Annotated in this window: 10 protein-coding genes and 1 tRNA gene (1 of these 11 running past the window's edge); 8 read left to right on the top strand and 3 right to left on the bottom strand. The window is 67.5% G+C overall.

The window, feature by feature from the left end:
• The 6 genes in view from G6O69_RS12185 to G6O69_RS12210 are tightly spaced (at most 2 nt apart) and all read left to right on the top strand, a layout consistent with a single transcriptional unit that may run on beyond the window.
• Nucleotides 1–3,184 carry the 3' portion of an AAA domain-containing protein gene (locus G6O69_RS12185; RefSeq protein ID WP_172303680.1) on the top strand. 95 nt of this gene lie to the left of the window's left edge, so only the last 3,184 of its 3,279 coding nucleotides appear in the window; its start codon lies beyond the left edge, outside the window; the stop codon is at nt 3,182–3,184.
• Nucleotides 3,181–4,848 (top strand): hypothetical protein, encoded by a 1,668-nt coding sequence (locus tag G6O69_RS12190; RefSeq protein ID WP_172303681.1) that lies wholly within the window; start codon nt 3,181–3,183, stop codon nt 4,846–4,848. The genes G6O69_RS12185 and G6O69_RS12190 overlap by 4 nt, the downstream gene beginning before the upstream one ends.
• Entirely contained in the window at nt 4,845–6,830 is a 1,986-nt protein-coding gene (locus G6O69_RS12195; protein ID WP_172303682.1) for a hypothetical protein, read from the top strand. The genes G6O69_RS12190 and G6O69_RS12195 overlap by 4 nt, the downstream gene beginning before the upstream one ends.
• Nucleotides 6,827–7,036, top strand: coding sequence for a hypothetical protein (locus tag G6O69_RS12200; RefSeq protein ID WP_172303683.1), 210 nt, complete (start codon nt 6,827–6,829; stop codon nt 7,034–7,036). Before G6O69_RS12195 ends, G6O69_RS12200 begins: the two co-directional genes overlap by 4 nt.
• Nucleotides 7,033–7,527, top strand: a complete 495-nt coding sequence (locus G6O69_RS12205; protein WP_172303684.1) for a DUF1257 domain-containing protein — start codon at nt 7,033–7,035, stop codon at nt 7,525–7,527. Before G6O69_RS12200 ends, G6O69_RS12205 begins: the two co-directional genes overlap by 4 nt.
• A gap of 2 nt (nt 7,528–7,529) precedes the next feature.
• Nucleotides 7,530–8,090 (top strand): 4Fe-4S single cluster domain-containing protein, encoded by a 561-nt coding sequence (locus G6O69_RS12210; protein WP_172303685.1) that lies wholly within the window; start codon nt 7,530–7,532, stop codon nt 8,088–8,090.
• 571 nt (nt 8,091–8,661) lie between these two features.
• On the opposite strand, the gene G6O69_RS12215 is transcribed toward G6O69_RS12210, so the two are convergent.
• The 3 genes from G6O69_RS12215 to G6O69_RS12225 all read right to left on the bottom strand — a co-directional run bounded on the left by G6O69_RS12215 (nt 8,662) and on the right by G6O69_RS12225 (nt 10,145).
• A tRNA-Asn gene (locus G6O69_RS12215) sits at nt 8,662–8,734 on the bottom strand.
• Between the two features lie 198 nt (nt 8,735–8,932).
• Complete coding sequence (locus G6O69_RS12220; RefSeq protein WP_172303686.1) at nt 8,933–9,502, bottom strand: superoxide dismutase family protein; 570 nt, start codon at nt 9,500–9,502, stop codon at nt 8,933–8,935.
• A 469-nt stretch (nt 9,503–9,971) separates the two neighbouring features.
• Nucleotides 9,972–10,145 (bottom strand): DUF1328 domain-containing protein, encoded by a 174-nt coding sequence (locus G6O69_RS12225; protein WP_172308209.1) that lies wholly within the window; start codon nt 10,143–10,145, stop codon nt 9,972–9,974.
• A gap of 200 nt (nt 10,146–10,345) precedes the next feature.
• On the opposite strand from G6O69_RS12225, the gene G6O69_RS12230 reads away from it, so the two are divergent.
• Both G6O69_RS12230 and G6O69_RS12235 read left to right on the top strand, forming a co-directional pair.
• Nucleotides 10,346–10,732, top strand: coding sequence for a hypothetical protein (locus G6O69_RS12230; RefSeq protein ID WP_176396789.1), 387 nt, complete (start codon nt 10,346–10,348; stop codon nt 10,730–10,732).
• 173 nt (nt 10,733–10,905) lie between these two features.
• Nucleotides 10,906–11,814: an alpha/beta fold hydrolase gene (locus G6O69_RS12235; RefSeq protein ID WP_172303688.1), complete on the top strand. Its 909-nt coding sequence runs from the start codon at nt 10,906–10,908 to the stop codon at nt 11,812–11,814.
• Nucleotides 11,815–11,820: the final 6 nt, after the last annotated feature.

Consider the following 11,820-nt stretch of genomic DNA (forward strand, 5'->3'; position numbering starts at 1 on the left):
CTTCCTGCGCCAGGCCATCCACACGGCCAAGAAGCGGCAGTTCCGCTATCAGTTGCCGTGGGAGCGGGTGCGCAACCTGGTGACCATCGGACTGGAGCCGCTCGACACCCGACTGCGGGTACCTCGACGGCAGCCCGGGGTGCTGCTGGCCGGTTGGCCGGAGGACCTGGAACCGGACCGAAACCAGTTCGCCTTCGTGGTGAATCGAGGAGTCCCCGTCCAGGTCGATACCGTGTCGCGTTCGTCGGGCGGGCTGGTCATCGAGACCTCGCCGCCGGTGGAGACGGGCGACCGACTGATGTGGTGCGGCCGCGAGTCCACGGTCGAGTTGGAGGCACAGGCGGCGCCGCCGCGGCAGGTTGTCGACCTCAACGGGCGCCCGATCACCTTGCGTGCCGACCCGAGCCCCGAAGGCGACCGTCACTGGACCCTCGTCATCGAGGGCGCTCGGGATGACTGCGACCTCTACGTCGACGGCGAGGAGGTCGAGGCGGACGTGATGCCGCCTTTCCAGGGACTACGACGAGTCCGAGATGCCGATGGAAGGTCGTTCGAAGTCGCCGGCTCCGTGATGCGAGTCGAGGACCCGCCTGCAGACGGACCCCTGCTCGGCGACAACGGCCTCCGGTACCGCTGGCACTACCGGGGCAAGAAGGGGCGCTCGGGCAACTGGGTTCGACTCTTGCCCCCAGATGAGTCCGACTCGGAAGAGTTCATCGACCCCCGTGCAGCGTTCTGCGAGGGGGACGTGCGCGAGGTGTGGACCCAAGCGCGGCACCGGAAGGACACGATCTACAAGGTCAGGCGCGTCGACGCGGACCGGTACCAGCTCCGCCTAGATCGCCTGCCGCCCGACGACTCCAAGCTCTACCTGCCCGTCGACCTGCGAAACCTGTACCTGCAGCAGCGGGCTCTCAAGCAGCTGGCGAACGCCCCGCTGCCTCATCATCAGGGGTTGCTCCGGCTATGCGAAGACCCGAAGCACACGAGGTGGCCCGATGTACGGCCTGTCCGAATCGGCGATGACAACTGGCGAGCCCTCACGGACGAGACCCGCAGCGGAACACCCGAGCAACGCAGGTTTGTAGAGCGGGCCCTGGGCACGCCCGACTTCGCCTTCCTCGAAGGACCACCTGGCTCGGGGAAGACCACAGCAATCTGCGAGATCGTCCAGCAGCTGGTCGAGGACGGACAGCGGGTGCTGCTGTGCGCGTCGACGCACGTGGCCATCGACAACGTTCTCGAGCGGCTCCTGGACACCGAGTCGCCCATCGACGCGGTGCGGATCGGCCGGCTGGACCGCGTCGACGACAACGTCCAACGCACCCAGCTCGACACGAAGGTCTCGGCCCTGGTCGACCAGTGGCGACGACTCCCTTCGATGGCCAAGTGCGGTGACGACGAGCTCCAGCAGATGGCCGAGCGGGTCGTCGTCATGGCGGCCAACCTGACCTGTGGCACCACGATGGGCATCGTGAACCACCCCCTCTTCCGGGGCCGCGACGAGGATCTCAACATCTGGGACCGGCCGATCAGCACCATGCCCCACTGGGACGTGCTCATCGTCGACGAAGCCTCCAAGACCCTCATCCAGGAGTTCCTGGTCCCGGCTTTGATGGCGAAGCGCCGGATGGTCGTGGGAGACGTGCGACAGCTTCCGCCGTTTGCGGATCGAGCAGACATCGTCGCGAACCTGCGGGACCTGGTCGACGAGAAGGATAGGCCCGTCTTCCCGCGGGACCACCAGCGAGCTTGCCTACTGCTGTTCCGTCTTCTACGACCGCCGGTGCGCCAGCAGGGGTTGCGGTGGCTGCTCGTCGAGCCGCCCGGGGTCTTGAACTGGATCGAGAAGGAGCTGGCCTCAGAGCCACCGTCGGGCGAGTTCACGGTCGTCCGCGTGGTCGGTCGTCGCCACCGAAGCCATGGTCCCGTCCAGCTCGTGACCGTCGATGACCTGGAAGGCGGGCACCCCGACGCCTTGCACCTGGCCGCCGCCGACTGGGTGATGGTCGGGAACGACATCTTCGATCGCGTAGCGAGGCATCTTCCCGGGAACCTGGTCGCCGCGGGGCACTTCCTCGACGCGGAGACGCATGCCCTGGCCTGTCGGCACAGCCATTGGTTGAATCGTGCCGGGCGGCTCCCCCAGCCCTACAAGGATAAGCGCTTCCGACGCGACGGAATCGAGACCTTCGAGCAGAGCCAGCAGTGCGAGGCCGCATGGCTGTCGAGGAACGATCTGGGGCAGGAACTGGCTTGGCGGATCACGCGTATCCACGAGCTCCGCCAGAGCCGCAGTGACCGCGAACGAAAGCGCCTGAAGCGGGACCTGAGTCGCCTGGTGCCGTACGCGGTCGACATCTCCGAGCAGCTCGCGGAGATCGAGGACATCGGCCTGCCCAGCATCCTCGAGGTCCTCCAGGAAGGCATCGGCACCGAGCGGACCAACCGCCCCAGCGCCCTGACGGCGGGCTTTCGGACCAGCCGCCCGCAGGAGTTCGCCGAGAGGTTCGAGAGCTTGACGTACCAGCACCGAATGCACCCGGACATCGCCGCGTTCTCCCGCGAGGTGATCTACGGCGGTGAGGCGCTCAAGGACGCGAACACCATCGCCCTGCGGGACGACACCATCGGCTGGGACTTCGGCCGCTTCAGGTCGCGACGTGCGTGGGCATCCGTGGCCGGCCGAGAAACCAACGGCGAGAACCAGGACGAGATCAACGTCATCGCCTCGCTCGTGCGCGAGTTCGTGAAGTGGGCGAAGCGTACGGGCCCGCCGCGACGAGGCTCGCCGGGCGTGTGGGAGGTGGCCTGCTTGAGCTTCTACGTGAAGCAGGAACGGGCCTTGTCCCGGATGCTGCAGCAGGTCACGGGCGATGACCGCAATACGAGGTTCTCCGCGGGCGATGGCCTCGTGGAGATCGTCTGCGGCACGGTCGACCGGTTCCAGGGCCGCGAGGCCGACCTCGTGATGATCTCCATGAGGAACATCGGGCGGGTCGGCTTCCTGGACAGCCCCAACCGGCTCAACGTAGCGATCACCCGGGCGCGGCAGCAGCTCGTCGTGGTGGGGAACGCCGACTACTTCGGCCGGTGCGGGATCAACGAGCTCCAGGAACTCGCACGAAGGACGCCCCGCGTGGCTGACGGCGTGGTCAGGAAGTGGAGGCGGGGGGAAGCGTGAAGGCAGTTCTCACATCTTCGATCCCAGTCGAGCGGTTCGCGGTCTTCGCCGAGATGGCGTGGCTGGAACGGCGGCCCGAGCTCGGGATGCTGTGCCGGGCGGCTCGCGACAACGGCAACGAGATCACCGCGGCGGTTGTCCAGTCCGTCCTGCCCGGCGTTGCCGAGGCTGGCGCCCACAACATCATCCAGTGGTGCCGGCAGCTAGAGCTCTGCGACCGTCGCGGCGGGTTGACGGCGCTCGGCGAGGATGTCGCCGACACCGACGAAGCGCCCGTGCCCGAACAAGGTGTCTACGACTGCTGGATGGTCTCCCACCCGGTCCTTGGCCGACGGCTGCTGGCCGTCGATCGTCTGGCGCCGAGCCGCGATCAGCGCTTCGACCTCATCAAGCCGCTGCGTCTTCCGCCGGACCCGGGCGTGACCTTCTCCTCAGTACGAGATCCGGCCCAGCGGTTCATCGTCCGGGCACTCCCGACCAACCATCAGGAGGTTGGGGTCCTGCGACAGAGTACGCGGGCTACATGTCGGTTCCGCTGGACCCTCGACTTCGCCGCGGAGCAGGACAGCTGGCGTCTCGACGGGACGATCGAGTCGACGCAAGGCGGCATGGTTCCGATAGAGCACGGCGCCGAAGCGGATGGGCTCGATGTCTGGGCCGTCGCGGATGTCTGGGGGCGCGGTCGCCTAGCGCAGTATGGCCGTTGGCTGCCCCAGGATCGGCAACTCGCGGTCGCCTTCAGCGACATCTCGTCCAAGGAACAGGAGACGTTTCGGAAGTCGCTCGAGCTTGCCGAGGCGGAGGTGCCGGGCAAGGGCACGTACCAGCAGGTGAGTCTGGAAGACGTGGCCATCTGCCCCCGGTCCGCCGAGGACGCGCAAGAGTGGGCCATGGCGAGGCTGCGCAGCAAGCTGTCCAACTCGAGGCGGTACCGGAGTCGGAGTGAAGTCCGGCAGCTCTTCGCGGGCCTGACCGAGGGCACTCCATTGGAACAACACTGCCCGGTGCTGCCGAGTCACGGCGACCTGGTTGCCGACAAGCAGGTCAGCAACGACGACGAGCTCTTCTGGAGCCTCGTGGCACCGGTCGACCTGTCCCCGTTCTCGGCGGATGTCGACGACCTTGGTGCGCTCCAGCTCGGGTCCTCCGCGAAGTCGCAGCCTCGACAGGCCGCCGGCACGGTGCGTGTGCCGTATCGAGGCGGCTGGTCGATGCGAAAGCTGGTCGACGCCCTGGTCGCGGGCGAGGTCCCCAAGGATGTCCTGCTCTGCGATCGCTACGTGCGGGGCCGCCAGAACCTCATCGCGTTGGGCTTGTTCGTCGACGCCTTGCGGGCCGCGGCCCCCGGGGCGCGCCTCGATGTGTGGACCCGGGCGAATGGAGCCGACTTCGACAAGATTGGCGCACTCACGAGCCGTGCGCCCCGGGCGTACGGTGACCTGTTCGGCCGGGCCCACCCGCATGACCGGTACGTCCTTGTCCGCCCAGAGTCCGGCAAGGCCTTCGGCTGGCACCTCACGAATAGCCCGCTGCACGCGAGAGCGGACATCCAGGACCCGAGCCCGGAGACGCCGCTGCGGTGGAAGGACCTCGCCGGCTCTCGAGTGGTGCCGGAGTCACTGGAGCCGGCGCTGCGCGAATGGCTCACGGGAGGTGCACCATGAGCCGCGGTTCGATCGTCGGCGTGCGGCGGACCCGGTCGGTCGACCGGCGAGAGGCCGTGTTGGAGTCGGCCTGGCTGCATCGCCTGGATGCGCCATCCTGGGAGTCCCCGGCAGGCGTGCTCAGCGTGGAGTCCGGGCAGCCGCTTGACCAATCGGCTGACGGCGATGTGGTGCTCGTGATGACCAAACCAGGGGGTGGCGCGGCCCTTGAGCACGCAGCGGGCATCGGCCGCGGAGGCGCTCGCGTCTACGTCCTGGCCGAGCAGGGATGGACCCCGACAGGGACACCGTTGGAGCACGTGCCGCGGGTCCTGGTCCGACGAGTTGCAGAAGTCCCAGCGACTGGCCTGGTGGCAGGGACTGCCGCGGTGCTCTGGTTCGGCACGGGCCCGACCTGGCGCCTCGTGTTGACGGTGCGCCAGCGCGATGCTCTCCGGCAGTTGTTCCTGCGCTGCTTCTGGCACCGAGCCGTTGATGAGGCCTGGTCATCTGGCGGCGCCTTCCAGTTCCGTCCGGCGAGTGAGCGCCCGTTCGATGTTCCCGAAGTCACGGGCGACGCGTCCGTTCGCCTCACCTCCAGCAGCGACGGGAGCGTGGCAGATGAGCGGGCTACGCACACCCTGCTGAACCACGCACCTCCGACCGACCTCAGCTGCCGCAGGCTGTGGACGGCACCGAGCGGGGGCCAGAAGGGGCCGCTGCTCACGATGCTACAGGCGGGCTGCAGCGTGACCTGGGACAAGGTCGGACTGCCGGACGCGTCTACCGACGGACGGAAGGGCCGCCTGCTGCTACCTGGCGACGAGGCCAGGCTCCGGGTCGAGCTATCCCCGGAGCAAGCGTCGGCCCTTCTCGAAGTCCTCGATGGTCCCGCGGCCTGGTCCTTCCAGGCAGGGCTAGAGCTCGGCGCCTTCGCGGACCAACCGGTGGAGTTCTGGCTCCCCGGGGCTGACGGCGCGATGGAGCTGTCCAGAGAGGTCCGACTCGACATGCCGACGGTCCAGCCCGAGGAACTCCGCGAGGTGCTCGAGGCAGCACCCGCCCAATGGTCGCCGCCACCACCGCTCGCGCTGGGAGTCGTCTACGCGTGGGAGGTTCTCCCTCCGACGGTACCCAACGGCGCGCAGGACGATCCGCTCGTCGGTCAGTGGCGCAACGTCGACCGCGACTGGGACAAGCGCCTCGCAGTAGTTCGGGGTGCGCTCGAGACCGCGGGTGGGCTCCGGGCGAGCATCGGCAAGACCTTCAAGCGCCTGATGAGCTCAATCATGGGGTTCGAGCGCGACGAGACGAAGCTCCAGGAAGAGCTCGCTGCACTGGCCGCCGAGCAGCCTTCGGGCCATGGGCCTGAGGGGGCCGAAGATCTCCTCGGGCGACTAGGCAAGCTCGAGGAAGAGATCGGGAAGCTCCACGTCGACCTCGAGCAGGCCGAGAAGAAGGCCCGCGAAGACGAGGAACGTGCACGTCAGCAGGAGGCGTGGGCCAGCTCGGTGTCGGCGGCCCGGGGCGAGCTCCCATCGAAGAAGGCCGAACTCGAGGCGGCCCGAGATGAGCAAGGGGCGGTCGGTGTGCAGTTCGATGAGGTCGAGGCCGCTCTCGCCGAGGAGCAGGACAAGAAGAAGAAGAAGGACCTCAGAGCACGGAAGCACAAGCTGACGGACCAGCGGAACCGGGCTGCTCAGCGGGTTCGGGGCCTCGAGCAGGAGATTGAAGCCCTCGAGGTCCGTGTGGCAGAGCCCTTCGTCTACAAACCGCGCCCGACCCCACCGTCGAAGAAGAAGGACAAGGGGCGCCGGTTCGTGCCGTCGGCGCCGAAGAAGACGATCAAGGCGATCCCCGACGATGCCCTGCCGTCGGTCGGAGTGCTGAAGAAGCACAAGGGCAAGCGCTACGTCGTCATCGAGGATTGGAGCGAACTGGACATCGGAGAGGCGGAGGCGAGGCGGCTCGGGGCGAAGCTGGTAGCGAAGGAAGGGACATGAGGGAGCAGAAGATCATCGTCGAGATCGACCGCGAGGGCGGCATCACCGCGGACGCCGAGGGGTTCACGGGCGACGCCTGTCTGCGCGACCTGGAGAAGCTCCTCGAGGGGCTTGGGGCTGGGACCGCTTCGGTGGAGCGCAAGCCCGATCGGGGAGCAGTGCGTACATCGCGACGGGCACGCCAGACCCTGGGAAAGAAGTCATGAGCGCCTACATCACGCTGATGACGCCGATGGTCGACCGGGAGTGCCTGCTCGCCGCCCTCGCGGACCTTGGCTTCGACCACACCAGGGTTGAGGTTCACGAAACGCCGGTGAACCTCGTCGGCTATCGCGGTGACCGCCGGACGCAGGCCGCGAACATCGTGATCCGCCGACAGCACGTCGGTTCTGCATCGAACGACGTGGGCTTCCTGCACACGCCCACCGGCTACCAGGCCTATGTGAGCGGCTACGACCATCCTCGCTACGGGACTGGATGGATAGGCCAGCTCAAGGGCCGCTACGACGGTCACTGGACCGCGAAGCAGGAGCGCCTGGCCGAAGAGGAACGCCGCCGGGTCGAGGAGGAGCGACGGCGCCTTGTGGAAGCCCAACGGCAGTCCGTGTACGAGCGGGCGAAGAAAATGGGCTACCGCGTCAAGGAGACCAAGCAGGGCGACACCATCCGCCTCGAGCTCGTCAAGCGGACGTACTGATCATGCAGCTGAACCTCGCCCACCTTCTGCCACGCAGCGCGGCCAACGGTCCCGGCGAGCGGTTCGTGGTCTGGGTCCAGGGGTGCTCACTTCGGTGCCCGGGCTGCTGGAACCCCGACACGTGGAGTCTCGAACCGCGGCTTCAGATGTCGGTCGACGACCTGGTTGCCGAGGTTCTGGGCACCCGCGGCATCGAGGGCGTGACCCTCACCGGCGGTGAGCCGTTCGAGCAGGCGGCGAGCCTCGCCTCGCTGTGTGCCCGCCTGCGAGCGCACGGTCTCTCGGTGATGGCCTTCACAGGGTACCGACTCCGCGAGCTCGTCACCCCAGACCAGAAGGCCTTGCTCGACCTCTGCGACATCGTCGTGGCCGGCCGGTACCTTCAGGCACGCCGCGTCCTGAACCAGCCGTGGCGGGGGTCATCAAACCAGGTTGTGCACTACCGTACCAACCGGTACGCGTCGTCGGCTGGGGACAACACGATCTGCGAGGTGCACCTCGGCCCAGACGGCGAGATGCACGTCACGGGCTTCCCACCTGACGCGCTGCTTGCCGAGACTTGACGGAAATCTCGGTTCTGATGCCGATCGTATGGGGGACGTGCGCGCAGATTCCCATCCACTGGTCAGCCAACCTGTCCGGCTTGCGTTCTGCTCAGCGCCAGAAGCCATGGACTACGGGTGTGCTTCCACGAGCGCTCCGCCTCTCGGATGCGTCTCTGCGCCCGCACCACAGACGCCAGAGAACCCGTCCGTGTTCCGACAGGGGACCATGCGCCGTAGTTTTCGCGAGATGTTGTCGCGAACCACCGTCTCTCCCGGTGAACCCCAGCCCACGAAAAAGCCCAGTGGCTGTCCCACTCTCACCGGCCTAACCATCGGCTCTCTGGTGTGAACCGGCTTTTCGGCGTCTGGAGGCGTCTCTGAGGCCCCAGAGCACTCAGAGAGCACCGCTCTCGGTCCGGCGACGAGGCGAAGTACTCTGGCGCCGCCCGAGCAGAGAGCACCCGCGTCGACCAGCCACCGCCCGCAAACCCGCGCCAGCAGGGCAGATACGACAAGACCTCCGCCGGCGATGCCGACGAGGGTCCTGATAAGATAAAGGCCCAGGCTAACTAGCCTGGGCCCTATGAAGCTCCGGCAACAGGACTCGAACCTGTGACAAGTCGGTTAACAGCCGACTGCTCTACCAACTGAGCTATGCCGGAATGGTTTGGGCTGCGGTATCTAGCCGAGCCAGCCGCGGGCGTCAAGCGCCGGGCGAAACACGCCTCACAGGCCGCCTCGCACGCCCTCCCGAACCCGTGAACCTAGTTCACAACCCTCCACCCAGACCTCGCCCAGGCACCTCGCGCAAATTCCGCGTCACCCCAAGGCCCGCCGCTCCCAGCCCAGCCCGCGCGCGCTCACGCCTCGTCCCCGAGCTCGATCACCCCACAAGCAATCCGCGCCCCCGCGTCCCCTGCCGGCTCACTGCGGTAGTCGTCCGCCTCCGCGTGGATCACCAGCGCCGTCCCTTCCCCCGTGAGCAGCGAGCGCTCGCTTTGCCGGGAGAGCAGCACGCCCTCGACGACGAAGTGACCCTCGGCGGTGCCGTCGTCACCCACGGGCAAGTTGGGCAGGTCGCCCGCGTGGGCGCCATCGTCATCCTCGAGGCCGTGGTTTGTGTGCATGGGGTTGAAGTGGCCGCCGGCGGATTTGAAGTCGGGGCCCTCGCAGCTGCCGACCTCGTGGATGTGGAAGCCGTGCACGCCGGGCGGGAGGTTGTAGACCTCGACGTCGATGGCGGTGCCGTTGTCGAGGGTGGTGAAGGCTGCGTCGCCGACGAGCTCGCCCTCGGCGTCGAAGATCTGTGCGGTCGCGGCGGGGATGGGCTCGGGCCAGTCGAGCTCGGCTTCGCTGGGCTTGCAGGCGGCGAGGGTGGCGAAGGTCAGGGAGATCAGGCTCAGCTTGGTGATGGTGTTCCAGTGCGTCATGCCCCGAGACGATGCGATCTTCGTGCCACGGGCCGACCGAGCCAGGCTGACACACCCCTCGACGGGCGCGCACGTGCGCTGCGATCTGGCACGATAGCGAAGCTTTGACACGCCCGCGTCGGAGGCCTGCGACAGCGCTTCGCGCCGAGCCCCTGACAGATCCCGCGCCAAACGCCTGTGACAGACCGCGTCCAACTCCCGAGCACAAACGAGGCGGCGCCCCCTCTTCACCGGTGAGGGTGATGAGGGGGCGCCGCCTCGTGCATGTCGCAGGGTGTCTAAGAAAAACCGTGCAAGGTAGTGGGGTGCTCGTCTCGCTCGAGCGTGGTGTCGTGCTTGCTCATGGGTGGGGTGTGGTCAGCAGAGCAAGGAGGTTGAGCGGGAGCACCAAATCTTCAGGGAATCACTCGAAAGCGTTGGAAGGGTGCTCTGTGCGTGGGTAGGTGGTGGTTGGTGATCTGCGCGTGGATCAGGTCGCGCTGGCCTTGTTGGCGAAGTTGGCGATGAGGCTGACGAGGGCGACGGCGAGGAACACCCAAAACAGGATCTGCGCGATGCCAGCGGCGCTTGCGGCGATGCCACCAAAACCGAAGACGGCGGCGACGAGGGCGATGACGAGGAAGATGACGGCGAATTTCAGCATGGCGGTGGTTCTCTTTCCGGGCCCGTGGGCCACGCCGAGGAGTAGTGCAGGAGCGATGCCAAGGTCTGGCAGGCGGTCGCAGGGGGGTTTTGCGTGGGGATGGCCTTCGAAGTGACTCGGGCTGGCACAGTCGCCTCGGGCCGACACGCACACCTGTGGATCGGTGCTCTTCTCATGCTCCTCTATAGGAGGACGCCGGCGTGAGGTCCGAGGAGATGCAGGTGGCATGTCCCTTGCTTAGTCAGGGCAGCATGAAGAACTTCACCGTCTCGATGTACCGCCCCCTCCTCCTCGTCGCTGGCCTCGGCTTCGGCCTCGTGCTCGGCGCGTGCGCGGGGGACCTCGACGGCACCGGAGACCTGCGCACGCAGATCAGCTGCGAGGACTACTGCGCTCAGGCCAAGAGCTGCGACGAGGACCTCGACGAGCAGGACTGCATCGACAACTGTGTCGACACGATCGACGACTGCATGGCCGACGAGCAAGAAGAGGCCCTCGACCAGATTGACGAGTGCGCGACGGAGGCCTGTGGCGACTTCGCGGGGTGCACCATCGATGCGGGCGCGGCATGCTACTTCGGGCTTTGATCCCGAGGGGGAGGTCGCGGTCTCCTCTGGACCACGTTGCCACTCGAAGCGCGCGCCAGGATCGACACCGACACCGACGCGCGCTTGGGGGGGAGACCCGAGGGAGACGAAGGCGAGCAGGGCTGCGCTCGCCTTCGTCTCCCTCGGGTCTAATTGCCTGGTAGCCTGCGCGCATGCCCGCGCACCCGCGCCTGGATCGCCCGCCCCTCGATCCGCCCGCGGGCGCGCCGTGGGTCGCCGGCGCCAGAGGCCTCTCGCTCTATCTGTGGCTGCGCGAGCCCGAGGGCAGGCCGCGCGGGGTGATCGATCTGATCCTCGGCCCGGAGATCTCCGCAGCGCAGCTCTACCCGCGCTTTTGTGCCTCGGCCCTCGCGGCTGGCTATGCGCTCGTGGCCGTGCACCCGCGCGGCTGCGGCTACTCGCCAGGGGTCCGCGGCGACATCGATGATCACGGCCTGGTGATCGATGACCTGGGTCGAGGCTGGGCCTGGGCGGGCGAGCGCTTCGCTGGGTTGCCGCGCTTCATGCTCGGGCACAGCGTCGGCGCTTGCCTGGCCCTCGAGTTGGCCGCGGGGTTGGCTGGCGAGCCGGCGGGGCTGGTGCTGATCAACCCCGCCTACCGACTGGCCGACCTCGAGGGGGCGGGGCCGCGGGCTGGAGATGTGCTGCGCTACGCGCTCGATCTCGTGTTTCGGCGCGCGGCCCTGACGGTCGACATGAACCGGGACCCTTCGGTGTCCACCTTCGAGCCCGATCGCCGCGAGGCCGAGGCGATGCAGCGCGACCCCCTGGTGGTCCGCTATTTCAGCCTGCGCTACCTGATGGCTCAAAGGCGGGTCATGAAGCGCAGCGTCCGAAATGCAGCGAGGTGCGGCTGCCCGCTGCTGCTGGTCGAGGGCGCGCACGATCGCCTGGTCGATCCCAGGGGCAGCGAGGAGATCTTCGCGGCCGCGGAGCTCGCTCACAAGTCGCGGCTCGTGGCCGCAGAGGGCGGGCACGGGTCGAGCGCGGTCGAGACCTGTGCCGAGGCGCTGGTCGAGTGGTTCGATGCTCGATGCTCGATGCTCGATGCCCGAGGCTGAGGGCTG

It is taken from the genome of Pseudenhygromyxa sp. WMMC2535 (assembly GCF_011083025.2).